Source organism: Xanthovirga aplysinae, from assembly GCF_009711365.1.
Classification (GTDB): domain Bacteria; phylum Bacteroidota; class Bacteroidia; order Cytophagales; family Cyclobacteriaceae; genus Xanthovirga; species Xanthovirga aplysinae.
Genome location: NZ_SMMB01001299.1, coordinates 1 through 25,811, shown reverse-complemented (window position 1 = coordinate 25,811; position 25,811 = coordinate 1). Strand labels below are relative to the sequence as shown.

The window sequence follows — 25,811 nt, the reverse complement described above, 5'->3', positions numbered from 1 at the left end:
TCATCAGAAGGCTGTTGACCAAGTTACTTTTGAAGCCAGAGAAGGAGAAATTCTTGGATTTTTGGGGCCAAATGGTGCAGGAAAATCAACTACCATGAAAATAGCCACCTGTTTCCTTCCTCCTACAGAAGGAAGTGTTGAAGTTTGTGGTTTTGATGTAGTGGAAGAGCCTATTGCGGTCCGAAAAAATGTAGGCTATTTACCTGAACACAACCCTTTGTACTTGGACATGTATGTACATGAATATTTAAGCTTTATCGGTTCTTTACATCGTTTGAGAGGGAAAAGGTTGAAAAGCCGAATAGCAGAAGTTGTTTCACTTTGTGGTTTATCTCGGGAACAACATAAAAAAATTGGAGCCCTTTCCAAAGGTTATCGCCAGCGGGTGGGACTTTCACAGGCTTTAATTCATGACCCTAAGGTTCTTATTTTAGATGAGCCCACCACAGGGCTTGATCCCAATCAGTTAGTGGAAATTCGTAGTCTTATTCGAACTGTTAGTAAGGAAAAAACAGTCATTTTTTCAACCCACATTATGCAGGAGGTGCAGGCCCTCTGCGATCGCGTAATCATTATTAATCAAGGGAAAATTGTCGCTGACAATAAAGTTAGTGCTTTGCAAAAGGACTCCTCAGGCTATAGAGAGATTTATCTGGAAGCATTGGAAGCTTTGGACCCAGAGCTCTTTGAACGTTTAGATGGAGTTGTTGAAGTAAAATTACTTTCTGATAAAAAATTACTTCTTCTTGCAGATGGAGCTCACGATATTCGGCCAGCCGTTTTCAATTGTGCGGTGCAAAATAAAATTACACTTCTAAATTTTTATCAAAAGGAAGGTTCGCTGGAAAACGTTTTTCGACAATTGACTAAAAATGCTTAAATGTTTCCCTGTGGTATAAATTTCTTTTTCAGATGTTTCAAGTATTAACCAAAGAAATAGGTAGTTTTCTAAATTCGCTCATTGCTTATATAGTGATAAGTGTGTTCCTCACAGGAATGGGATTATTGATGTGGGTTTTTCCGGAAACTAACGTATTGGATTATGGCTTTGCAGATATGGGAACTTTATTTTCATTGGGCCCATATGTTTTTATGTTCTTAATTCCAGCCATCACGATGAAAATGTTTGCCGAGGAACGTAAAACTGGGACCATTGAATTGCTGCTGACTCGTCCCTTAACGGATTTTCAATTAATAGGGGGGAAATTTATCGCAGCCTGGTTATTAGTGACTTTTGCATTAATTCCTACCCTCTTTTATTATTTTTCCCTCTATTACCTGGGGAATCCTGTTGGAAATATTGACTCTGCAGGGATAGCAGGCTCTTATATAGGGTTAATTTTACTGGGAGGTGCTTTTACAGCTATGGGCATTTTTTCCACAGCCATTACTGAAAATCAAATAGTGGCATTTATTATTGGTGTTTTCCTATGTTTTATCTTTTACTCGGGATTCAATTCTCTGTCGGCAATTAATGTTTGGGGAAAAGCTTCTCTTTGGCTAGAACAAGTCGGAATTCTATATCATTACAATGCTATTAGTAGAGGGTTAATAGATTCCAGAGATGTTGTTTATTTTTTTAGTTTGATTAGTCTGATGCTTTTATCTACTAATCTAGTTTTAGGGAGTAGAAAATGGTAAGAAAGCACAGCAAAAAATGGGAGGCCTTTTTAAGGTTTACAATTGCCTTAGTTGGCCTGGTTCTGATAAATCTTTTAGGCAACCGGTACTTTTTCAGGTTGGATCTTACCGAAGAAAAAAGATATTCCATCACCGATGCTACCAAAGATCTTCTTGAAAACCTTGATGATGAAGTGTTTGTGGAGGTATATCTGGATGGGGATTTACCATCTGGGTTTGTAAGGCTTAAAAACGTTATTCGGGAGACCTTGGATGAATTTCAAGCATATGGAAAAAGAAACGTTCGTTATGAATTTATAGATCCATCCTTGGCATCAGGAACAAAGGCTAGAAATGAGTTTTATAAGAGCTTGATGGACAAAGGGCTTCAACCTACTAACCTTTTTGACCGGGAAAATGGAAAAAGAACGGAGAAATTGGTGTTCCCAGGAGCAATAATTTCCTACGGGGGTAAGGAGTCCGTTGTGATGCTGTTAAAAGGTAACCAGGGAGCTGGCCCTGGAGAACGATTGAATCAATCTGTGGAGGGAGTAGAATATGAGTTGGCTTCTGCTATACGAAAATTATCAGATACCAACCGAAAAAAGATTGCTCTTTTGCAAGGGCATGACGAATTATTTGGTCCTGATTTGGCAGCATTAACTAATGCCTTGCTTGAGTTTTATGATGTATTTGAGGTGAATCTATCAGAAAAAGAGAATCTGATGGGGTATGATGCATTTATTACTGCTAAACCTAGAAAAGGTTTTGATGAACAGGATAAGTTCAAATTAGATCAGTTTATTATGAATAATGGAAAGGCGGTCTTTCTTTTAAATTCCCTTCGTGTTAATATGGATAGCGCCGGAAATGAAGGAACCTATGCCTTGCCTTACGATTTGAACCTCGATGACCAATTGTTTAAATATGGAGTTAGAATTAATCGAGATTATATACAAGACCTTAATTCAGGTGCTTTTCCAATAGTAACGGGCAATTTTGGAGAGGAACCCCAAATCAGACTTTGGCCTTGGCCTTTTTTTCCCATCATGAATAAATTTGGGAACCATCCTGTTGTAAAAAATCTGGATGCCGTTTATGGGAAATTTGTAAGTAGTATAGATACGGTGAAGGCTGTGGGTGTTAAGAAAACTCCCTTAATATTCACTTCTCAATATTCCCGAAAATTGGAGATGCCTGTAAGGGTTAGTTTTAATGATTTACGAAAAGACGTTTTCCCGGAAAATTTTCAAAGTGGTCCTTTTCCTATAGCTTATTTATTGGAGGGGAATTTTACTTCCTTGTACAAAAACCGATTTTTGCCGGAAGGAGTTAAAACGGAGGGATTTAGGGAAGAAGGAAGCTCAAAAGTTTTGGTAGTTTCCGATGGAGATTTGGTAAGAAATGATGTGAATCCCAAAACTGAGGAACCCTATCCATTAGGGTATGACCCCTATTTGAAGGCTAATTTTGCTAACCAGGATTTCATTTTGAATGCCATGTCCTACATATTGGAGGATCAAGGGTTAATTACTGCCCGTGCGAAAGAAATCAAGATTCGTCCATTGGATAAAGTTAAGGTAGGAGACGAGAAGGTTAAATGGCAGTTGATTAATCTTATTTTACCGGTTTTTTTATTGTTAATTTTTGGAGTTGTCAGGCACTATTTGAGAAAAAGGCAATATGGTCGGTATAATTAATATTAAAATCGATTACTATTTTAAAAGCCATCGCATTGAAGATCAAAGATGATTAACTTTGTCTATTTGCTATGGATTTGCCAAATTTTAACTAATTCCACCAGATTTATTCATGAAAGGTTTTGAAAAGTCAAGCTTGATTGAATTTAAGCTTAAAAGTGAGAGAATAGGTTCAATTTTCTTAATTTTTAATTCGTAATTGTTCTCCATGTTTAGTAAAAAAAATATAAGGCTCTTAGTTATTCTGGTTTTGTTATCTCTTATCACAATTTGGATAGGTATTCAAGATAATGGAAAAGTAGGAAGAGGGGGACTAAATGTGACACTTGCTGTTCAGGATACTTCCTTGGTAAATAGAGTGGTTATGGTTGGACCCGATTTTCAAAATGAGTTTATCAAAAAGGGAAATCAATGGATTTTAAACGGGAAGTATAAGGCAGATTCCAACATGATGAAGATCCTGTTGGTGGTGTTGAATCGGGTAAAGGTAAAAAGAGCCGTTGCTAAAGTCAATTCAGGGGAAATCACCGAACAATTGCATAAATCAGGAATTAAAGTACAGGCTTTTAACGATAATCAATTATTAACCTCATTTGTAAGTGGTGGAAATTTAAATGAGACACAAACTTATTTTCAACTACCAGAAGCGGATGATCCTTTTGTAGTTTCTATCCCTGGATATAATAGTTACCTTGCAGGCTTTTTTTCGATGAAGGAAAATGAGTGGAGGGATAGGGTAATTTTTCAAACTAGATGGCAGGCCTTGAAGCGATTAAAAGTAATTTATCCCAATAAACCTGAAAATGATTTTGAAATAACTGCAAATGATCGCTTTTATCAGTTGGAAGGATTGGCTCAATTTGATACCACAGCAATGATGTCCTATATAGACTTTTTTCAATATTTTCCTGCAGAACAATTACTTAATTCAGGTGAAAATCCTCGATATGATAGCCTTTCTCGTACCCTTCCTCATTTTATTATTCAATTAGAAGATATTCAGTCGAACCATGATAATGTACTGAAGGTTTTTCCTCAGTTAGAGGGGGATAGAAATGTGTTAGGGACAAGCAAAGAGGGGCAGTTGGTATTAATTAAAGATGCCCTGCTCCAAGGTTTAGTTAAAAAACGTAGTGATTTTGTGCAAAAATGAGATAATTGTAATTTTTCTTCTTAAATTTACCGAAATAAGTACTGAAAAATAAAATTCTGTTATATGAGATTTACTGTTTCTTCGTCAGTATTGTTAAAACAGCTTTCTGGCATCAACGGTGTAATCACTACCAATCCTGTGGTGCCGATCCTTGAGAATTTCCTCTTTGAAATCGGAGATAGTAAATTAACGGTTACCGCTTCTGACTTGCAGACTTCCATGATTACAGTTTTGGACGTGGATGCTTCCGAAAATGGGAGTATTGCCGTACCTGCAAGGATTTTATTGGATACCTTAAAAAATTTACCGGAGCAGCCAGTCACTTTTTATATTGATGAAGATACTTATAGTATTGAAATAAGCTCCGATAATGGACAATATAAACTGGCAGGTGAAAATTCTACGGATTTCCCAAAAGTACCTGTAGTTTCAGAAGGAAGTTCTGTAGAGATGTCCTCTGATGTGCTTGCAAGTGCTATCAACAATACCATTTTTGCTACGAGTACAGATGAATTAAGGCCCGCTATGACTGGGGTTTACCTTAAAATTAATTCTGAAAATTCTTTGATGGTGGCTACAGATGGGCATCGATTGATTCGATACCGTAGGTCTGATGTGACATCGGAGGAAGAAAATGAGCTTATTATTCCTAGAAAGGCTTTAAATTTATTAAAGTCCACTCTTCCTTCTGAAAACACTCCAGTGGTGATGGAATTTAATGTTTCAAATGCCTTTTTTAGCTTCAATAATATTCAATTGATTTGTCGCCTAATAGATGAGCGTTTCCCTCAATATGAAAATGTTATTCCGGTAGATAACTCGAATGAAATGACTATTGATCGAGTGGAATTTTTGAGTTCGTTGAGAAGGATTGCCATCTATGCGAATAAAACCACTCATCAGGTAAGGTTGAAAATTGCGGAAGGTGAATTACAGATTTCTGCGGAGGATCTTGATTTCTCCAATGAGGCCAAAGAAGTTCTGAAATGTGAACATGATGGGGAAGAAATTGAAATAGGTTTTAATGCCAGGTTCTTAATTGAAATGCTTTCAAATCTGGAATCGGAGAGAATTCTATTGAAGTTATCTCAGCCAAATAGAGCAGGTTTGATTCTCCCGAAAGAAAAAGTGGAAGAAGAAGATATTTTAATGTTGGTTATGCCTGTGATGTTGCATAACTACGTATAATTTTTAGTAGAATTATAGGGTGGGAAAGGAGCTTTTGAAGCTCCTTTTTTCATTTAAGGACTTTACCTAAAAGATTCAAACCATTTTATGGTGTTTTCTACAGTAGGCATTACAGCTCCTGTATGATCACCATTTTCAATGAGATGAAAGGAGACATTAGTAGCCCCTAGTTCTTTCATGACCTGGTGAGTATAAAGAGTGTTATCCAAAGGAATGGTTTCATCATAAGGACTATGGTAAAGTCTAACAGGAGACTTTGGGATCCAAAAATGTACACTGTTATCATTCATTGCTTCTAAAACTTCATCCTCTGTGCCATTTTCGAGTCCCAGGAGGAATTCAATTTGAAATAATTGGTCCAAGTATTTGGGAAGTTTCTTATTTATTTCAGAGGTATTTTGAAGTCCATTGAATAAATTCTCAATTTTCAGAGCATAAGGCTCCTGGAAGAAATCCGTCATTGGTCGGTTCCATTCGTAAGTGATATTGTATGCATGGATCACAAAGGCTAAAAGAGAAGGATATTTATAAAATCCTTGCTCCATTGTATGTTCCATAACCCCGGAAATATCATAACCTCCGGCACCCGACGAACTGGCAGTAACTATCCAGTTTAGATTAGGGTCAGATTCAATGGCTTTGAGTGTTGCCAAAGTAGTGTAACCGCCTTCTGAGTACCCAAAAAGAAACAACTGATCATTAAATTCAATGTTTTTGAGTTGTAAAAATTCTTTTCCCGCTTTAATCATATCAATGACTACCTGACTTTGACTTTCATAGTGGTAGTAAGGGTGCAAAACTTCCTTGGAACTTCCATAACCGATATAATCTGGAATAAAGGTTGCATAACCTCCAGAAGCAAAGAATTCCATGAGTGTGGCCTTCTCATTTTCCAAAGAAAAGTTGGAAGGAGCTGATTGGTGGTCCGCAATGGTTCCATGTTGGGCACTTAACAGCGGGACATTCTGTTTGAGATCAACCGGGAGGCAAATAGACCCTGAGGCTAAGATTTCTTCGTTCTTAAAAGTCGTTTTATAGGTTATTTTATAAATAGTAATAGGATGATGAACAAAATCTAAAAATTGATCAAGGCCACTTTTTTTTATTAAAATTTTGATTTCCTCCTTGCTAAGTTTTTCCAGATGAACGGTATCCATTAATACCTCCGGGGTGAAAACAGGAAGCTTATCAGGAGCAGGAATTTTTTCCGTTCTGCAAGTGGATAGGGCAATAAGAAAGAGTAAGCCAACTGTTGGTAGTAACCAATAGAAACGATTAATGTCTTTTCTCTTCATAAGGATTTTCTTTTGAGGTTGTAAAATGGATTTACAGGGAATGATAAAAAGAAAATATTTTGAACAGATTGGATCATTAATACCCTGCAATAGGGTGGATTTTTCCAGCCCGAAGATGGATATTTAGGTACTATTTTAAGGTGTCAAACCATTTTAATGTTTCCTCCATCATTGAGAGGGCTCCGTCTTCATGGGAAGCCCCTTCCAGATCATGAAAACTTATATTCTGGGCCCCGAGGGAAAGTAGTTTTTGGTGAGTGTCCTTACTATCATGATAAGGCATAATCTCATCATTGTAGCAATGATAAAGCCTTAATTTACTTTTGGGAGTCCAGTTATCAATACTATTAGCTTCAAATGCCGGACTGAAGTTGCCTTCCTCTTCATTTTGTATATCCTTCAAGAAATTATCCTGAAAAAGTTCGTATGGATCAATGGGAAGTTCTTTTTGAATTTGAATAATATTTTTTTGCCCATTAAAAAGGGAAGGGATTTGGTTTGAATAGGGAGCCAGGAAATAGTTATCCAATGATGAATTCCAATCCTTAGTGGAATTATAAGTATGGACCAGTAAAGTCAGGTATGAGGTTCCTTTGTATTGGTTTTTACTTAAGGCATAGTCCCAGATATTTTTGATGTTATAACCTCCAGCTCCTGCTGAGGAAGCTGTGATTTCCCAATTGAGTTCCGGATCCTCCTCAATAGCCTTTTGGGTGACCAGAGTTGTATAGCCTCCTTCGGCATACCCCATTAAAAAGAGTTTCCCATTTGACGTAATTTGTTTTAATTGCAGGAATTCCCATCCCGCTTTTATCATGTCAATTACTGCCTGGCTTTGGCTTTCATAATCATAGAAAGGGTGAAGTAGGTTTTTTGATTCTCCTAATCCAATATAATCTGGAATAAAGGTAATATAACCAGCGCTGGCAAATAATTCTAATAGTGTGGCCCTTTCTTCTTCGGAGGAAAAATTGGACGGGGCCGATTTGTGATCAGTTATACTGGGGTGATGGGCACTTAATAAAGGAACTCCATTATTTATTCCCTGGGGTAAACAAACAAGCCCTGATGCGGTAACCGGGTTATTTTTAAAAGTGGTTTTATAGTTGATTTTGTAAATACTAACAGGATGCCTTATATAACCTTGAAACTGGGTATATCCTGATCTTCGAACCAGTAATTGTAAGAAAACTTTGTTAAGGTCCTCCAGGTGGGTGGTGTCCAGTAGGTAAACCGGATTTAAAACCACTGGTTCGTCTGGGGGTGGAGTTTGGTTTGGTGGTTCATATTTGGGACCGCAAGCAATTAATGATAACAACAGAGTTATTTTACTAAATAAAAGGATAATATTTTCTTTATCTGTATGAATAAGTGTTTTCATAATAAAGTTATTTGGCTTTTAGGTAATAATTATTGGTATTATATGAAGAAAAAATCCTTAATAGTAGTATGAATTTTTTAATTGGTATAGAAATTGAATGCCGAAATGTTGTTTAATTTTTAACATTAATACTATTCTAAATGAAAAACTGTAAAATAATTGTTCTGAGTTTTCTATTACTAGGTGTTATTTTTTCTCAAGCTACGGCTCAGGAGCAACAGGATAAACAGGAAGAAGTTTCTAAATATGAAATTGGATTTGATGCAGCTCCTGTCCTTTTTACTTCTAATTCTGAGTCTCTTTTTATGCCTGGTTTAATGTTTCGCTTGCATAACAATGGGACAGCTTATCGTTTGCGATTAAATGTTGGAAGATCTACTTATAATAGGAACTCTTCTTCAGATTTTGAAGTAAATCCTCCTGAAGAGGATTCCTATAAGGAAACCTCTTCAAGTTATCTTTTAAGATTAGGAAAGGAATGGAGAAAACAGTTAAAATCAAATGCATTATATTTTGGTTCTGATATATCGTATTCCTATAGTAATATAAATTCAGTTGATACAGATGGTGTTGGTAGCTCCGAAGAAGCTCTTTTAAGGGGAAATGGGATTGGTTTAATGCCTTTTATAGGTGCCGATTTTTTGTTGACTAATAAGTTACATTTAAGTGTAGAAGCGTCTGCTGATATTTCTTATAATAAGGCTACCTATGAGAGAATCTCTTTTAATGAATTCGGAGATGAAGTTTCTGAATACAAAGATGAAAGGGGAACATTTAATACTAAAATTCTTTCTAATTATGCTTTGGTGTTAAGCTACAGGTTTTGATTTTAGAAAAGAACTCGTGAGTAATATTATTTCGATCCCGGAAAAAACCGGGATCGAATTTTTTTAATTTATTCTCTCAATTTTTGCGCCTAAAGCATTCAAGCGTTTATCAATATTTTGATAACCTCGATCGATTTGTTCCACATTGTGGATAAGGCTTGTTCCTTCAGCGGATAAGGCGGCAATAAGCAAGGCTACACCAGCTCGAATATCGGGAGAAGTCATTGGAATTCCTCTCAAAGACTGGCTTCGGTTTAAACCGATCACCGTCGCCCGGTGCGGATCGCACAAGATTATTTGTGCTCCCATATCAATTAGTTTATCCACAAAGAAAAGGCGGCTTTCAAACATTTTTTGATGCACCAGTACTGTTCCTTTTGCCTGAATGGCGGTCACTAAAACGATGCTTAAAAGGTCCGGAGTAAACCCTGGCCAGATCGCATCAGCAATTGTCATTATGGAACCGTCAATAAAGGTCTCTATTTCATAGTGTTCCTGTGAAGGAATATAGATATCTTCTCCTTTTATTTCTAGTTTAATACCTAAGCGTCTAAAGGTATCGGGAATTATTCCTAAATGTTCTACCTGCGCATTTTTTATGGTAATGGAAGACTTTGTCATGGCAGCCATTCCAATAAAGCTTCCCACCTCAATCATATCGGGTAACATGGTATGTTCCGTGCCACCCAGGTATTCAACTCCCTCTATAGTTAAAAGGTTTGAACCAATTCCACTTATGTTGGCCCCCATTCGGTTCAACATTCGGCAGAGTTGCTGTAAATAAGGTTCACAAGCTGCATTGTAAATGGTGGTTTTTCCCTTTGCCATAACAGCGGTCATTATAATATTCGCTGTTCCTGTTACCGAAGCTTCATCAAGGAGCATATAAGTTCCTTTAAGATCAGAAGCATCTATATGGTAAAAGTTGTGTTTGGCATCAAATTTAAACTTGGCTCCCAATTTTTGAAAACCCAGAAAATGGGTGTCCAATCTTCTCCTTCCAATCTTGTCACCACCAGGTTTTGGGGTCATTGCTTTGCCGAAGCGAGCCAATAAAGGTCCAAGAGTCATTAAGGAGCCTCTTAAAGAGGATGCTTTGGTTCGGTATTCATCAGTTTCCAGGTAAGAAATATTTACCTCCTTGGCTGTAAAGCGGTAAGTTTCTTCTTTTAGCTTCTCAACTTTTACCCCGAATCCTTGAATCAGTTCAATTAATTTATTTACATCCCGAATATCAGGGACCTTGTGCAAGGTGATGGGCTCCGGGCTTAATAAAACAGCACATATAATCTGAAGGGCCTCGTTTTTGGCCCCTTGGGGAATGATTTCCCCATTCAGGCGATGTCCGCCTTCAATCTTAAAAGATCCCATTAACTCCTTCTTCTTTTGCCTGTTGTGGTTTGACGTCCTGTAGATGGGGTTGTTTTACGCGTTTTCTGGCTGCGGCTTTTGTCCCTGTAGGTATCAAAAAGATTCTTATCTCTGATTTCCTTTATGTCTTTCTTGATTTTTCCTCCGGATATTTCCTGTATATTTTCCAGAATTACTTCATCATCTACCACTTCTCTGTTCCAGGCGCTATAAAATGTTTTCATCAACTTTCCGATGCTGCCAACACTAGCTTCTATTTCTTGTTCATCAGATAAGCCTCTGGCCTTTTCAATTAGAAGTTCTATATTTCTTCCGTAATGCTTGTACCTGATCCTGTTTTGGTTATATCTGACATGTTGGGGCTTTTTCCCTAACAATTCTTTTTCAGGCATTGGAAAAGGGCTGTCCACATCTAGTCTAAAATTTGACATGATGTAAAGGTCATCCCATAGCTTTTGGTTATATTCCGAGCCTTCTTTCATTCTGGGGTTAATTTGTTTCATAAGCTCGATTAAGGTATGAGCTGATTCCGTCCTTTTATCTCTATCTTCTATAGAGATCAAATAGTTGACCAGCTTTTGTATGTTTCTGCCGTACTCTCTCAAAATTAGATCCGATTTGTTGGTGTTGTACTCGTACATTGTGATTAGCCTTTACATTTATCTGCTATTTATGGAAACTCCAAGATAAGAAAATATTGTAAAAGGTTTCCTGGAGTTGTCTTCAATTCTTTTTTTGTTTAAACCACTGAAATGAGAAATGATTTCAGCAGAAAAGTCGTTTTTTTTAATCCTGGTGAATCTTTAATTTGGCAAAACTAAGCAAAAGGGTTTTTTCTCCCGCTCCTTCGAAATCTACACTTGCTTTTTTATTAGCTCCATTCAGATCCATCCTTTTTATTATTCCAAACCCAAATTTAGGATGTTCTACTCGCATTCCCTCCTTGAGCAAAGTAACATCACTAGGTTGAAAGTCTTTAGTAGGTGTATGAGGCCTTCGGTTCTTTTGGGTAATTAGTTGGCTTTGATCTCTTTTTATTCCCGAAACCAGGCTTCTGGCATAAGAAGTGCCTTGAACGTTTCTTTCCATTCCTCTTTCATTACTCCGCATTCCAGCCACTTTCTGATTACTAATTTTTAAATAGGAAGGATCGATGTCATCCAGGAATCTGCTTGGATCACAATTTTTCAACCGTCCAAAGCGGTACCGGCTCATGGCATAACTCAGGAAGAGTTTTTCTTGGGCCCTGGTAATAGCAACGTAAAATAATCGACGCTCTTCTTCAAGGTCCTCTCTACTGTTCAGCATCATTTGGGAAGGGAAAAGCTCTTCTTCCAATCCGACGATAAAGACATATTTAAACTCCAGTCCTTTGGAACTATGAATAGTCATTAAAGTAACAGTATCTTCATCGGTATCCTGCTTATCTGCATCAGTAATGAGGGCCACCTCTTGTAAAAATGCGGTAAGGCTTTTGTCTTCATTTTCGGGATTATCAACAAACTCCTTAATTGCATTTAACAATTCCTGCACATTTTCATAACGACTAAGGCCTTCTGGTGTTTTATCGGCATATAGATCCTTTAAAAGGCCTGAATTTTTAGCAACCTTACTGGCTACTTCAAAGGCGTCTGAAGATTGATTGGTAAATCGAAAATTCTTGATCAAGGTGTTAAAGCCTTCAATAGCATTGGCCGCGCGTCCAGGTAGAAGCTGATGGATGTTGTTCAGTACTTCATTTAATGGGATACGATTTTCATTGACTTTCAACATCACTTTTTCCACGCTTCCAGGGCCGATTCCTCGTTTTGGTAAGTTGATAATTCGGCGGAAGGCCTGCTCATCGGCAGGGTTTACGATAAACCGTAAATAAGCGAGTAAGTCTTTGATTTCCTTTCTTTGGTAAAAAGAAAGCCCTCCAACAATTCGATATTTGATATTTGCCCGACGAAGGGCCTCCTCCATACTTCTTGATTGACTGTTGGTTCGATACAAGATGGCAAAGTCCGAATTGTTGAGTTGGCCATTCATGCGGGCTTCGAAAATCGTAGTGGCCACTAATTTTGCCTCCTCATTATCAGAAGTTGCTTTGATAAGTTCTATAGGGCTTCCACTGTCATTTGCAGTCCATACTTTTTTAGGAAGTTGTCCTTTGTTATGCCGTATTACTGAATTAGCTGCATTAACAATAAATTGTGTAGAACGATAATTCTGTTCTAGTTTGAAGGTTTTAAGCTCCTGGTAATCTTTCTCAAAATTTAATATATTTTGAATATCTGCTCCCCGGAAAGCATAAATACTTTGTGCATCATCCCCTACTACACAAATGTTTTCGTTCACTGCCGCCAGTTTTTTGGTGATCAGGTATTGGGAAATGTTGGTGTCCTGAAACTCATCAACCAAAACATATTTAAAGCGATGTTGATATTTGTGTAGTACATCGGGATGGTCACGAAAAAGGACGTTGGTGTTAAAAAGCAGGTCGTCAAAATCCATGGCACAAGACTCCACACAACGCTGCACATAGGTTTGGAATATCTTACCCATGGCTGATCTTTGCGCTGCTTTATCTTCTTCTACCAGAATAGGGTTATTGATGTAGTCTCTCCAGGAAATCAGACGATTTTTGGCTCCTGATATACGATTAAGCACCATATTGGGCTTGTAAATTTTATCATCCAAGGCCATTTGTTTTATGATTTGTCTGATCAGGGCTTTGGAATCATCGGTATCGTATATAGTGAAATCACTAGTATAGCCAATATGATGAGCTTCAGCACGTAATATTCTGGAAAAAACCGAGTGAAAGGTCCCCATCCATAGACTTTTTGCTGCACTACCCACTACCTCTTCAATCCGTTGACGCATTTCACGGGCGGCTTTATTGGTAAAAGTCAGGGACAAAATGTTGAATGGCTCCACCTGACGAGCTTCCATCAGGTAGGCAATACGGTAAGTAAGTACCCTGGTTTTTCCTGATCCTGCTCCGGCAATGATCATGGTTGGTCCTTCGGTGTTGATTACAGCCGCTCGTTGCGGTTCATTTAAACTTTCCAGATAATCCATTCTTTAGAAAAGATTTATTTTATCGGTATTTAGGCATCCCATTTGTCTTTTTATCCTTTGTGGTTGTGCAGTACTTATGGGAGTCTTTCCGAGAAAAAATGATTTAAGGGGCATATAGCACTCCCCAGCCTCTTTTTTTGGTCTTGTTGGTGAATCGGTGCTACATAGAAGTTTTTTCGAAAAAGTAATAAGCTTTAAAAGTTCGAAATAATACCCTTTTCCCTAATATGCTAATAAAGTTGAAGTCTTACCTCTCTTGAGGTTCTCCTCAGCTATTTTTAAGGTCGCAATTTACAATTTTTCTTCAACTTAGAGACCGCTTGCCTCTTAGATTTTACTTCCTAAGTCATTTTCATTTATTGTTTTTATCCTAATGAGTAAGTCAAAATAGAAGGATAATATGGTTATATTTGCCGAATTGGAGAATAATATTGCTTTCCAGGCAGTTGATTATCTATAAGGTATAAACGAAGCAGAGATGATATTAGTAGAAAACGCAGTGATTAGTGACGATATAAAGGAGAAATTCTTTGTCTGTAACCTTGAAAAGTGTAAGGGAGCTTGCTGTGTGGAAGGAGATTTGGGAGCTCCTCTTGAAGAAGAAGAGCTTGAGGTGATGGAAGAAATATATGAAGAAGTTAAACCTTACATGACTGAAGAGGGAATCAAGGCTGTTGAGGAGCAGGGAAAATATATTAAGGATTGGGAAGATGATTATTCCACTCCAACCATAAATGATAAAGAGTGCGCATATGCCATTTATGATGAAAAAGGTACGTTAAAGTGTGCAATTGAACAAGCTTACAACGAAGGTAAGATCTCCTTTAAAAAACCGATTTCCTGTCATTTATACCCAATTCGTATTACCAAATACGAAGAATATGATGCGTTGAATTACGATCAGTGGAGTATTTGTAGTGACGCCTGTACGTTTGGAAAAGAACTAAATGTCCCTGTTTATAAATTTTTGAAAGAGCCCCTTATCCGGAAATATGGAGCAGCCTGGTATGAGCAATTAATCAAAGAGGTAGAGGAAGAAAATTAAGCTAATTAATTCATTGGGTAGATTATTCTATTAATCAACAGGTTTACTCAATTTAAGAGGGATCATCAAATAGGCTCTTCCCATAAAGACGTTGTCATTTCCTTGGGCATCTCCTAATTCAGAAATGTTATCTATATAATCGGAAATAGGGTTAAGGTAACCTGCTTGAAGACCTAGTCCATAGCCGTTTTTAAAAAAGTAGTTTACTCCCAATTGGGAGGGGAGGGTAAGGGCTGAATTACTGTATGTTTCATTGGGAGCTCGGGTAGGTTCTGTAAATTTTTCTTTGAATTCGTCTTGTGGGGTATAAAATAAAAGGCCGATTCCCTGACTAATAAAAACGGTAAATTGCTTTCTTTTGAGGAGATTTAGTTGAAGGTCATAATTGGCCGTGAATATTTTGGTGTTGAAAAAACGATTGGGAGTTCCCTCTATTTCATCATTCCCTTCAAAATTAGGATTCTGTCCCGTGACATTTCCAAAACTCAAATTGATTAAGCCATTTATCCTTTTTCCTTTATTTATTTTCATGCCTAGATGAACAGAAGCAGACCATTTATGGTAGGTGTCACTTAGGTCTCCTTTGTAGGCATTGGCACTTGTTCCCAAAACAAATAAATGGGTGGGGCTTTGTGCCCTAATAAAACTATTAAGAGTCAGAAAAAATAACAGAGAAAAAAGTAGCTTTTTCATCTGAGCAAGTTAAAAAAATAATGCCGGACTTTTATTCCAAAGTTCGGCATTATTAATCTAAAAATTAGTAATCCAAATTAATGGATTACCTTTTTTGAAAAAGAAAATAATTTTAAGCTTCCTTTAATACTGAGAAATCAAAGCTATCCAGATAAGCCGTCGTGAAGAGGCCAGATTGGAAACCTTCATCTTCCATTAACTTAATGTGAAAAGGAATGGTAGTTTTAATTCCTTCGATCACGAATTCTTCCAATGCTCTTTTCATTTTTACCAACACTTCATCACGGCTTTGGGCAGTAACGATCAATTTGGCAATCATAGAGTCGTAATTTGGAGGAATGGTGTATCCTGCGTACACGTGACTGTCTACTCTTACACCATTTCCACCTGGAAAATGTAGTTGTGTAATTTTACCAGGAGATGGTCGGAAGCCATTTGCAGGATCTTCTGCATTAATTCGGCATTCCATAGAAAAGAGCATTGGATAATAATTCTTTCCTGAAATAGGCTCTCCAGCTGCTACTTTTATCTGCTCCTTGATCAAGTCGAAGTTGGTTACTTCCTCAGTAATGGGATGTTCCACCTGAATTCTGGTGTTCATCTCCATGAAGTAGAAATTCTTGTGCTTATCCACTAAAAACTCAATAGTACCTGCTCCTTCGTACCCAATGGCTTCTGACCCTGCTATGGCTGCAGCCCCCATCTTTTCTCGAAGTTCTTCTGTCATGATAGGAGAAGGCGTTTCTTCTATTAATTTTTGGTGTCTACGTTGGATAGAACAATCTCTTTCAGACAAATGACATGCCCTACCACGGCTATCTCCAACAATTTGGACTTCAACATGGCGGGGTTCTTCAATAAATTTCTCTAAATAAAGGCCGTCGTTACCAAATGCGGCTCCAGCCTCCATTTTAGCGTCATTCCAGGCTTTTTCAAATTCTTCATCGTTGTTCACCACACGCATTCCTCGACCTCCACCACCGGCAGTAGCTTTAAGGATGACAGGGTATCCTATTTCATTGGACAATTCGATTCCTTGTTTAATGGAATCCAGTAGCCCATCTGAACCAGGAATGGTAGGAACTCCCGCCTTTTTCATGGTGTCTTTGGCAGAAGCCTTATCACCCATTTTGTTGATCATATCGGCAGAGGCTCCGATGAATTTGATGTCATTCTCCTGGCAGATCCTTGAAAAATCGGCATTTTCAGAAAGAAATCCGTACCCTGGATGAACGGCATCAGCATTGGTAATCTCCGCTGCTGCAATAATATGGGGAATGTTCAAGTAGGACATATTGCCGGGAGCAGGCCCAATACATACGGCTTCATCAGCAAAGCGAACATGCAAACTTTCCTTGTCTGCTGTAGAGTAAACAGCCACCGTTTTGATGCCCATTTCTTTGCATGTACGAATAACTCGTAGGGCAATTTCCCCTCTGTTTGCAATTAATATTTTCTTAAACACGGTTCTGTAGTTTAGTTCAAATAATTGGATGCTTAGGTAGCTTCAATTTGCAGCATAAATTTGAAACCCCTTTGGGTTAATATGCAGCAAAAAGCCTCTTAATCAAAAAAATGAATTACAGTTTTCCTATAATTCATTTTCTTTAACTTTTCTACCTATTAGGATGGATCCACTAAAAATAGTGGTTGGTCATATTCCACCGGTGATGTATCATCTACCAATACCTTGACAATTGTACCTGAAACTTCTGATTCAATTTCATTGAAAAGTTTCATGGCTTCAATAATGCATACGGTTTTACCTGCTGATACTTTATCACCTACATTAACAAATGTTGGTGACTCTGGATTAGGAGACCGGTAAAATGTTCCAATCATTGGTGATTTGATGGTTACATATTTACTTTCGTCCTCTGCAGCAGGGGCAGCGGAAGGGGCAGCAGCAGGTTCAGCAGCTGGTGTGGCTGCGGCAGGAGCAGGAGTTGCTGCAACTACTGGTGCCGCATTTGCAATTGGCACAGGTTGAGGAGCACTTTCCACTACGGTTTTTACTTCTGCACTTCTTTTTACTTTAATCTTAAACTCTTCGGTTTCTATATTGACTTCTTCAAGTCCTGAGTCGGAAATGAAGCTAATAAGTTCCTGAAGTTCTTTCGCTTTCATATGAAATGGTTTATTTTACGCGTTCAGAATAAGATCCTGTTCTAGTATCTACTTTAATAATTTCTCCTTGATTAATGAATAGAGGTACCTGGATGATCGCTCCAGTCTCTAAGGTAGCAGGTTTGGTGGCGTTGGTAGCCGTATCTCCCTTCACTCCTGGTTCTGAGTAAGTAATTTCCAAAATGACAAATGGAGGTAGTTCACAACTTAAAGCCGTTTCGGTTTCATCGTGATAAATAATTTCAACTTCCTGTCCCTCTTTAAGAAATTGTGGGGCATTGATCAAATTCTCTTCTAAACTAATTTGCTCAAATGTATTGCTATCCATGAAATGGTAACCCAAATCATCTTTATAAAGAAATTGATGTTTTCTTCTCTCTATTCTTGCTGTGGTGATTTTAACACCGGAATTGAAAGTGTTTTCAACTACTTTCCCAGATGTTAGACTTTTGAGTTTGGTTCTGACAAATGCAGCCCCTTTTCCTGGTTTAACATGCTGGAATTCAACGATCGTATAAAGGTCATTATTGAACTCTATACATAATCCGTTTCTGAAATCTGCAGTACTTGCCATTGATTTTGAAATTAATAAATTTGATGGCTAAAATATGGATTAGGAAGAAAAAGAAAAAATTGCTGTAATAGAATTTGTTCCAGGCGTATAATTTTTAGGATACCTTTATCTTCCCTTATATTTTATTTAAAAATTATTTAGGGTCATATGCCCACTTTAGGTATACCGATCCCCAAGTAAAACCTCCCCCAAAAGAAGCTAATATTAGATTATCTCCTTTTTTTAATTGAGATTCGTAATCCCATAAACACAAAGGAATGGTACCACTTGTGGTGTTCCCATATTTGTGGATATTAAGCATAACTTTTTCACTGCCTATCCCCATTCTATTGGCTGTGGCATCTATAATTCTTTTGTTAGCCTGATGAGGAACCAGCCAGGAGATATCCTCAGCCGCTAAATTGTTATTCTCCATGATTCGGGCAGAAACTTCGGCCATATTGGTTACTGCAAATTTAAACACTGCAGAGCCTTCTTGGTGAACGTAATGTTCTTTAGCGGCAATAGTTTCCATTGTTGCCGGTCGGCGGCTTCCTCCAGCTTTCATGTGAAGGAATTGGGCTCCGGCACCATCTGAGTGCAGGATAGTGTCCATTATACCATTGTCGTCTAGTGTAGGTTCTAAAAGGACAGCACCTCCACCGTCTCCAAAAATGATACAAGTGGTTCTGTCTTCATAATTGATGATCGACGACATTTTATCTGCACCAATCACAATTACCTTATTATGTTTTCCTGTCTCAATAAATTGAGCGCCCGTGGTTAGGCCATAAAGAAAACCAGAACAGGCGGCTTGTAGATCATATCCCCATGCATTTTTTGCACCTATGGCATCAGCAATAATATTTGCTGTGGCAGGGAAGGCCATATCAGGAGTTGTAGTAGCACATATAATCAGATCGATTTCTTCAGGAGCAGTACCCGTTTTTTTGAGCAATCCATTTACGGCATTTATGCCGATGACCGATGTGCCTTGATCTTTACCTTTTAAAATTCTTCGTTCTTTAATTCCTGTTCTACTGGTGATCCACTCATCGGTGGTTTCCACCATAGTTTCTAATTCCGCATTTGTCAAGGCGTAATCAGGAACCCAACCTTGTACCCCCGTGATGGCTGCTCTAACTTTATTCATCAGGTCTTATTTTTTAAAAAAATATGCCGTTTCAGCATTTTGCTAATTTTGCACTATCAATTAAGTCCTTTTCGATTAATTCTGGAATTTTGCTCACTTTACTTACATTAATCACAAAATTGTCAGGATCTACTTTTCTGTATTAAGTACTAATCTTCCAAGGTTAATAGAATGTCAAAAGTCTGTCAGTTTAAATTTTGTTTAGATTGTAAGAAGATCGCAGTGCGATACTCCCTTTTCTACTCTTAAAAGAAAATTGTAAAAAAAATTATCCGACAATTAATTTTTTGACAGATCTCTAAACTACCATGTTTTTCTGAAAAAAATAAAAAGTAGCCAGAGAGTCCATGTAATCACCAATAGTCTTCAAATGTTTAAAACGTTCGAATTTGGGATTTTGTATGGATTCTGTTTGCGCAATAATAGAGGGATATTTTGAAAAAAACAAAGATTTAAAAGGGGGATTGCCTTAGGCAAAAACAACTATATAGTAGTAGTATCCCTTTATATTCCCTTTCTTTGTTTAAGTAATTGGCTTAAAAAAAAGACTGCCTTTACTCTCAAAATTGTAGTAAAGGCAGAATATGTAGTTTTTTATTAACTAAAATGTTGGGCTTAAACAGCAACATTTTCTTTTTCCATGTATACTTTTCCTTTGTAGTATAATTTACCCTCGTGCCAGAATGCTCGGTGACGAAGATGAGTTTCACCTGTTGTAGGGCAAATTGATAATGTTGGTTCAGTTGCCTTATAGTGAGTTCTTCTTTTATCTCTTCGTGACTTCGAAATTTTTCGCTTAGGATGAGCCATCTTCTTAAACTATTTAGATTGATTAACTTTATTTTTTGTTCTTTATCTGTTGTAAGGCCTTCCAACGAGGATCGACCTCTTCTTCCTTATTTGATTCCAGGGATTTATCAGCACTTGATTCTTCTTCAGGTTCTTCCGAAGTGTAAACCAATACTTCCAGATCTTCATCATCTTTAAATTCCTCTTCCTCAAAATCAGGATGAAGCTTTTTCATAGGAATGGCCACGCTAATCAATTCATAGAGATACTGTGCAACATTTAATTGCTGAGCTCCATAGGGAATGATGACCATTTCTTCATTAATCTCTTCTGCCTCTTGTCCGTATTTGAAAATAATCCGGTTTTCGGTTTCAATAGGGTAATCAAAAGGTTCTAAAGAACGGTCACAAATTAACTCTACCGTTCCATTAATTGAAAAAAAGACATTAATAAGCGTTTCGGATTTGTCCAATTCAATATTAGCCTTTAGATTTCCTTTTTCTACCTGAGAATATTCGAACAGTTGAAAAAACGCCTGGTCAATCTCAAAGGTATACTCATGCTTACCGTTACTGAGGCTGAATATGTTGATGTCAAATTTATGAATAGCTTTCATGCCACTTCTCAATTCAGGGTCGCAAATTTAAAAAAATAAAACTAGATTGAAAATTTTATTTTGGATAATAACTTTAAATGCCCTTTGACCTACAATAAAATGCATTTTAAAGACTTAAATAACAGTGAAACCTGGAGACGCAAAATGTTGCGTCTCTATCATCCAAAACGTATTAATAATAGGAATAGGTTTAATTTACGCCTTTATTAATTTCGTTTCCAACCTGTTTTTTATGATATCTAAGGTCAGGAAAAGGGCTTCACGCATAGAGGAGGCCTCCGCTTGGTTCTTTCCCGCAATATTGTATGCTGTTCCATGATCAGGAGAAGTGCGGATCACTGGGAGACCAGCTGTATAATTTACCCCGGATTCAAAACAAAGAGTTTTAAAAGGAATAAGTCCTTGATCGTGATACATGGCCAGAACAGCATCAAATTTTTTGTGGTGCATCATACCAAAAAAACCATCAGAGGGGTAGGGGCCAAAAACCAACATGCCTTTTTGTTTACATTTCGAAATGACCGGTGTAATTATTTTATCTTCCTCCTGACCTAATAAGCCTTCTTCCCCGGCATGTGGGTTTAGGCCAAGAATAGCAATTTTTGGTTTGCTGATACCAAAATCTATTTTCAGGGAATCCTCCATTAATTGGATTTTCTTTAAAAGTAAGGCGGAATGAATTTTCTTGCTTACGTCCTTTAATGGCACATGCCCTGTTACCACTCCAATTCGAAGGTCTTCCCCCACCATTAGCATCAGGCTATCTTCGGCCTTAAATTTTTTAGTTAAATATTCAGTATGACCAGGAAACTTAAAACTTTCGTTTTGAATGTTGTTCTTATTGATGGGAGCAGTTACAATTCCGTCGATAAGTCCGGCTTGCAAATCAGCGGTAGCTCTTTCCAAAGCTAAAAAAGCACATTTTCCGGCTATCTCCTCTTCAGAGCCTGGGTGAATTTCATAGGTATCCTCCCAGCAATTGATTACATTGGCTTTTTTAGGGTTGATGTTTTCAATACTACGTATTGTGTTGTAATTAAAATCATTGATCTTCAATGCCTTTCTGTAATAAGAAAGGATTTTAGAAGATCCATAAATTATCGGCGTGGCCAGTTTCATGATACGATTATCTGAAAGGGCCTTGATAATGACCTCTGGTCCTATGCCATTAAAATCTCCAAGGGTGATGCCTATAAGTGGCTTTCGCCCTGCTGTTTTGTTGGTTTTATCCATTCTTTAATGTGCGATTTTTTAAAAAGCGATAAAGTAATCTAACACCTACTCCTGTTCCATTTTTTCCCCTATAGCTGTCTGGGCTGGTCAGAAATGCAGGACCTGCAATGTCAAGGTGCAGCCAATTGTAGTTTATAAAATGTTTGAGAAACATTCCGGCGGTTGTAGCACCAGCGGTGGGGCCTCCCAGGTTATTTATATCAGCAATATCTGATTGAATTTGCTCTTCATATTCTTCCCAAAGTGGGAATTCAACCAGCCGCTCATAAACTTCATGGCCCGAAGCTATAATATCTTCCTTGGCTGAATCTGAAGTCTCACCCATAAAAACAATGCCTTCTTTTCCAATGGCCCTTACGGCAGCTCCAGTTAAAGTAGCCACATCAATAACCAACTCGGGATTGTATTTGCTTGCATAAGATAAAGCATCAGCTAAAATCAAACGACCTTCTGCATCAGTATTTAGGATTTCTACTGTTTTCCCATTTTGCATGGTTATCACATCTCCAGGGGTCATAGCATTTCCTGAGGGGCGGTTTTCTGTGGCGGGTATTAAACCTATAAGATGAACAGGCAATTGGTTACTAGCAGCTGCACAAAATGTACCTATTACTGCTGCAGCTCCCGCCATGTCACTCTTCATCAGGTCCATGGAATTTGCTGTTGGTTTTAAGCTCAAACCTCCGGTGTCATACACAACCCCTTTTCCAACTAATATAATGGGTTGTTTATTCACTGCATTTTCTGCCTTGTACTCCAGAACATTAAAAGTAGGCGGATTTGGCGTTCCGGCATTGACTGCCAGCAAACCACCCATTTTTAAACTTTTTATCTTGCTTTCTTCAAATACCTCGACGGAAAAACCTGTTTTTTTAGCTATTGTATGCAGGTCATCACTGAGTTGTTCGGCAGTCAGATAAATTAGCGGTTCATTAATGAGGTCCCTTGCTGTGAAGGTTCCCTCAATTAAATTGGAAAGTTCTTTCAAAGAACTTTCTTTTATTGTTTCCGAAAAGATTTCAATGGTTTTTAGTGAATTCTCTTTTTTATCGGATTTGTATTTTAAAAATTGATAATTACTAAGCGCTATTCCCTCACAAAAAGCTAAAATAAAATCAGGGTTTTCTTGCCTTCCAACTATCTGAAGGGCTTCTATTTTTTCTTCATTGATTAAGTTTAGAACTTTATTCCCTTTTTTTCTTAAGTCCTCCCACTTTTTATAGTTTTCTTCACCTTTAGCTTTATTAATAAATACTAACAGGCGATTCAGGCGATGTAACGTAACAAAGTCTTTTCCTTTTTCCAGTTTTTGTCTGATGAAATTTATTTCCCTTTCATTCTGACACAGTTTCTCCCAATTTTCACTTTCAGTAAAAACAATCAATGAAGCTTTTTCTGAAAGGCTTTTCGACAGACGTATGGTAGGTTGCATAGAATTATTGTAGTTTTGATGCACCATCAGAGAATTAAGGGTGCAATTAACATTTTTTTGTAGATTTTTTTTGAAGTTGAATGAAAAAAATACCCTTTTTTGTAGGATATCGGGCATTTGAATAGTGCTAGGGTAAGGTACGGTAAAATCTTGTCTCTTGTTTAACAGGATGATATTGGATGTTATTTAGAGAATCTTACGTAGTCATTTTATGAATTTCTTAATTTAAAGTTAACAATGTCAAAAGTAAGGCCAAAAAAGCATTTGGGGCAGCATTTTCTTACGGATCGAAATATAGCCGAAAGAATAGTGGAGAGTCTAAGTGGACATAAAGGATATGAAGAGGTGCTGGAAATTGGCCCTGGAATGGGGGTGTTAACCGATTTTCTAATTAATAAAGAGGAGTATCGAACCAGTTTGATTGATATTGACAGTGAGTCTGTTGCCTATTTAAAGACACATTATAAAGATCTTAAAGGACGTATTATTGAAGGGGATTTTTTGAGGTTAGACCCTAAAACGCTTTTTGATAAAGATTTTGCAGTAATTGGTAATTTTCCTTACAATATATCCTCGCAAATATTTTTTAAGATTCTGGAGCATCGACAGACAATTCCCGAAGTGGTTTGTATGCTTCAAAAGGAAGTCGCTGAACGTATTGCTTCCAAAGAAGGAAATAAAATTTATGGTATATTAAGCGTGTTACTACAAGCGTTCTACGATATAGATTATTTATTTACTGTTGGGAGGGAAGTTTTTAATCCTCCTCCGAAAGTGGAATCAGCTGTAATCCGTTTGAGGAGAAACCAGGTGAATAAGTTGGACTGTGATGAGGCCCTGTTTAAACGAGTGGTGAAACAGGGATTTAACAACAGGAGGAAAACGTTACGGAATGCACTTAAACCTTTGGACCTGCCCGATGTGATTAAAAAGATGGATTTACTCAACAAACGAGCCGAACAATTAACCGTAGACGATTTTGTTTTTTTAACCAAGGCTATTGCCGATCATAAGAATTAATAGGCAATCTTACGAATGATGACATAAGTAGATTCCAAATTCATAATTTTTAATTCCTAATTAAATCTAATAATGCAGTTTGAACTAAGTAAAGAATTTTTGGAGTGGTTTAAGGAGAGGGTGGAAATAAAAGAGTCCAATGAAATCTTTACCAGTTTGGATGGTGCAAATCCTGCTGATATATCCACTTTATTAGATGAATTTGGAACTTCAGAATCGAAGTATGTGATTGATTTGTTGGAAAGAGATACTGGAGCGGAGATAATCCGGGATTTGGACCCTGATAAAAGGCTTAATTTTTTAAAGGCATTTGAGCCGTTGGAAATAGCCTCCTATGTCAGCTGCTTAGATTCGGACGATGCGGCAGATATTTTAAATAAAATGCCGGTAAAAACCAGGGAAGAGGTCATTGCCGGTTTGGAAGATGGAGAGAAGGCGGCCAATATAGTCGAATTGCTTCGGTATGAGGATGATTGTGCCGGAGGCCTAATGGCCAAAGAATTGATTAAGGCCAATTTAAATTGGACCGTGGTTCAGTGTATAGAAGAAATTCGCCGGCAGGCTGAAAATGTTCAGAAGATTTATTCGGTGTATGTAGTGGATGAAATGGATCGTCTTTTGGGCAGAGTTTCTCTTAAACAGATGTTGTTGGCCGGAGACAAAAAAAAGATAGCCGACCTTTATACTTCGGATATTGTTTCGGTGCAAACATTTTTAAATAAGGAAGAAGTGGCCGACCTGATGAGAAAGTACGATTTGGACGCTGTCCCTGTGATTAATGTTCAAGGGAAGTTAGTGGGAAGAATTACCATTGACGACATTGTTGATGTGATTACAGAATTAGCCGAACAAGAGCGACAGCTTATGTCAGGTATTTCTCAAGATGTGGAGGAGGATGACAGTGTGTGGCGATTAACCCGGGCACGATTACCCTGGCTTTTAATAGGTGTTTTTGGTGGGATGATTGGAGCCCAAATAATGAGTGGTTTTGAAGGGCAAATTACAGCGATTCCAATGATGGCATTTTTTGTGCCATTAATCACAGCGACTGGTGGGAATGTTGGGATTCAATCGTCTTCTATCATTCTTCAGTCTTTGGCGCATCGTACTGCTTTTGATGAAGATGGTTTGAATCGTTTTTTGAAGGTTTTAATGGTTGCTCTTCTTAATGGCCTGGCATTAGCAGCAGTAGTTATGTCTGCCAATGTGCTGATTGGAAAAGATACCTACATTTCTTTCGTGGTTTCAGCTGCATTGTTTACTGTTGTTCTGTTGGCTTCATTTACAGGCACACTTACTCCCTTGATCCTTGATCGGATAGGCATTAACCCAGCACTCGCTTCAGGTCCTTTTATCACTACAGCAAATGATATTTTGGGGCTTACCATTTATTTTTTGGTGGCTCAGGTATTAATTTGAGAATTTTTATGGTATTATAATTTAATTTCGAATTAGGAATTAGCTTTATCCAGGTCAAAATGCAGAATTCAATTTGATTGAAGACTGTTTTGTTCTATCTATGAAAATTATGTCAGATTAGATTTAATTG

At 37.7% G+C, this 25,811-nt stretch carries 23 protein-coding genes; 9 read left to right on the top strand and 14 right to left on the bottom strand.

What is annotated here, in order from left to right; all coding sequences use genetic code 11:
• From gldA to dnaN, 5 genes are all read left to right on the top strand, one after another.
• A partial coding sequence (gene gldA, locus E1171_RS22685; protein ID WP_155208389.1) for a gliding motility-associated ABC transporter ATP-binding subunit GldA occupies positions 1-880 on the top strand: 880 nt, incomplete at its 5' end.
• Between the two features lie 32 nt (positions 881-912).
• Positions 913-1,641 carry a gliding motility-associated ABC transporter permease subunit GldF gene (gldF, locus tag E1171_RS22680; RefSeq protein WP_155208388.1) on the top strand — a complete coding sequence of 243 codons (729 nt, stop codon included), beginning with the start codon at positions 913-915 and terminating at the stop codon, positions 1,639-1,641.
• Positions 1,635-3,320, top strand: a complete 1,686-nt coding sequence (gene gldG, locus E1171_RS22675) for a gliding motility-associated ABC transporter substrate-binding protein GldG (protein WP_155208387.1) — start codon at positions 1,635-1,637, stop codon at positions 3,318-3,320. The genes gldF and gldG overlap by 7 nt, the downstream gene beginning before the upstream one ends.
• A gap of 208 nt (positions 3,321-3,528) precedes the next feature.
• Complete coding sequence (locus tag E1171_RS22670; RefSeq protein ID WP_155208386.1) at positions 3,529-4,473, top strand: hypothetical protein; 945 nt, start codon at positions 3,529-3,531, stop codon at positions 4,471-4,473.
• A 63-nt stretch (positions 4,474-4,536) separates the two neighbouring features.
• A complete protein-coding gene (dnaN, locus tag E1171_RS22665; protein ID WP_155208385.1) occupies positions 4,537-5,661 on the top strand; it encodes a DNA polymerase III subunit beta in 1,125 nt (374 codons plus the stop codon).
• Positions 5,662-5,723: 62 nt separating this feature from the next.
• Here the strand turns inward: dnaN and E1171_RS22660 are convergent, their stop codons facing one another.
• Together E1171_RS22660 and E1171_RS22655 are read right to left on the bottom strand one after the other, a co-directional pair.
• The gene (locus tag E1171_RS22660; protein ID WP_155208384.1) at positions 5,724-6,956 is read right to left on the bottom strand and encodes a lipase family protein; all 1,233 of its coding nucleotides are present in this window, start codon (positions 6,954-6,956) and stop codon (positions 5,724-5,726) included.
• Positions 6,957-7,086: 130 nt separating this feature from the next.
• Positions 7,087-8,337 carry a lipase family protein gene (locus tag E1171_RS22655; protein ID WP_155208383.1) on the bottom strand — a complete coding sequence of 417 codons (1,251 nt, stop codon included), beginning with the start codon at positions 8,335-8,337 and terminating at the stop codon, positions 7,087-7,089.
• 140 nt (positions 8,338-8,477) lie between these two features.
• Between E1171_RS22655 and E1171_RS22650 the strand changes: the two genes are divergently transcribed.
• Positions 8,478-9,164 carry a hypothetical protein gene (locus E1171_RS22650; protein WP_155208382.1) on the top strand — a complete coding sequence of 229 codons (687 nt, stop codon included), beginning with the start codon at positions 8,478-8,480 and terminating at the stop codon, positions 9,162-9,164.
• Between the two features lie 63 nt (positions 9,165-9,227).
• Here the strand turns inward: E1171_RS22650 and murA are convergent, their stop codons facing one another.
• The 3 genes from murA to E1171_RS22635 form a co-directional block, all read right to left on the bottom strand.
• The gene (gene murA, locus E1171_RS22645; RefSeq protein WP_155208381.1) at positions 9,228-10,535 is read right to left on the bottom strand and encodes a UDP-N-acetylglucosamine 1-carboxyvinyltransferase; all 1,308 of its coding nucleotides are present in this window, start codon (positions 10,533-10,535) and stop codon (positions 9,228-9,230) included.
• Positions 10,535-11,176 (bottom strand): DUF4290 domain-containing protein, encoded by a 642-nt coding sequence (locus E1171_RS22640; RefSeq protein WP_155208380.1) that lies wholly within the window; start codon positions 11,174-11,176, stop codon positions 10,535-10,537. Before E1171_RS22640 ends, murA begins: the two co-directional genes overlap by 1 nt.
• A 145-nt stretch (positions 11,177-11,321) precedes the next feature.
• A complete protein-coding gene (locus E1171_RS22635; RefSeq protein ID WP_155208379.1) occupies positions 11,322-13,601 on the bottom strand; it encodes an ATP-dependent helicase in 2,280 nt (759 codons plus the stop codon).
• 478 nt (positions 13,602-14,079) lie between these two features.
• Between E1171_RS22635 and E1171_RS22630 the strand changes: the two genes are divergently transcribed.
• Entirely contained in the window at positions 14,080-14,646 is a 567-nt protein-coding gene (locus tag E1171_RS22630; RefSeq protein ID WP_155208378.1) for a DUF3109 family protein, read from the top strand.
• 30 nt (positions 14,647-14,676) lie between these two features.
• On the opposite strand, the gene E1171_RS22625 is transcribed toward E1171_RS22630, so the two are convergent.
• The 9 genes from E1171_RS22625 to E1171_RS22585 all read right to left on the bottom strand — a co-directional run bounded on the left by E1171_RS22625 (position 14,677) and on the right by E1171_RS22585 (position 23,242).
• Positions 14,677-15,339 (bottom strand): hypothetical protein, encoded by a 663-nt coding sequence (locus E1171_RS22625; protein ID WP_155208377.1) that lies wholly within the window; start codon positions 15,337-15,339, stop codon positions 14,677-14,679.
• A gap of 112 nt (positions 15,340-15,451) precedes the next feature.
• Positions 15,452-16,804, bottom strand: a complete 1,353-nt coding sequence (accC, locus tag E1171_RS22620) for an acetyl-CoA carboxylase biotin carboxylase subunit (protein ID WP_187696594.1) — start codon at positions 16,802-16,804, stop codon at positions 15,452-15,454.
• Between the two features lie 158 nt (positions 16,805-16,962).
• Positions 16,963-17,466, bottom strand: coding sequence for an acetyl-CoA carboxylase biotin carboxyl carrier protein (accB, locus tag E1171_RS22615; RefSeq protein WP_155208376.1), 504 nt, complete (start codon positions 17,464-17,466; stop codon positions 16,963-16,965).
• Positions 17,467-17,476: 10 nt separating this feature from the next.
• On the bottom strand, positions 17,477-18,040 hold the full coding sequence (efp, locus tag E1171_RS22610) for an elongation factor P (RefSeq protein WP_155208375.1): 564 nt from the start codon (positions 18,038-18,040) through the stop codon (positions 17,477-17,479).
• A 133-nt stretch (positions 18,041-18,173) separates the two neighbouring features.
• Positions 18,174-19,172 carry a beta-ketoacyl-ACP synthase III gene (locus E1171_RS22605; protein WP_155208373.1) on the bottom strand — a complete coding sequence of 333 codons (999 nt, stop codon included), beginning with the start codon at positions 19,170-19,172 and terminating at the stop codon, positions 18,174-18,176.
• 615 nt (positions 19,173-19,787) lie between these two features.
• Positions 19,788-19,982 (bottom strand): 50S ribosomal protein L32, encoded by a 195-nt coding sequence (gene rpmF, locus E1171_RS22600; RefSeq protein ID WP_155208372.1) that lies wholly within the window; start codon positions 19,980-19,982, stop codon positions 19,788-19,790.
• Between the two features lie 28 nt (positions 19,983-20,010).
• Entirely contained in the window at positions 20,011-20,577 is a 567-nt protein-coding gene (locus E1171_RS22595) for a YceD family protein (protein ID WP_155208370.1), read from the bottom strand.
• 195 nt (positions 20,578-20,772) lie between these two features.
• Positions 20,773-21,810 carry a 4-hydroxythreonine-4-phosphate dehydrogenase PdxA gene (gene pdxA, locus E1171_RS22590; RefSeq protein WP_155208368.1) on the bottom strand — a complete coding sequence of 346 codons (1,038 nt, stop codon included), beginning with the start codon at positions 21,808-21,810 and terminating at the stop codon, positions 20,773-20,775.
• A complete protein-coding gene (locus E1171_RS22585; RefSeq protein ID WP_155208366.1) occupies positions 21,803-23,242 on the bottom strand; it encodes a leucyl aminopeptidase family protein in 1,440 nt (479 codons plus the stop codon). Before E1171_RS22585 ends, pdxA begins: the two co-directional genes overlap by 8 nt.
• Positions 23,243-23,479: 237 nt before the next feature.
• On the opposite strand from E1171_RS22585, the gene rsmA reads away from it, so the two are divergent.
• Together rsmA and mgtE are read left to right on the top strand one after the other, a co-directional pair.
• Positions 23,480-24,262 carry a 16S rRNA (adenine(1518)-N(6)/adenine(1519)-N(6))-dimethyltransferase RsmA gene (rsmA, locus tag E1171_RS22580; RefSeq protein WP_155208364.1) on the top strand — a complete coding sequence of 261 codons (783 nt, stop codon included), beginning with the start codon at positions 23,480-23,482 and terminating at the stop codon, positions 24,260-24,262.
• A gap of 72 nt (positions 24,263-24,334) precedes the next feature.
• A complete protein-coding gene (gene mgtE, locus E1171_RS22575) occupies positions 24,335-25,681 on the top strand; it encodes a magnesium transporter (protein ID WP_155208362.1) in 1,347 nt (448 codons plus the stop codon).
• The last annotated feature ends 130 nt before the right edge of the window (positions 25,682-25,811 follow it).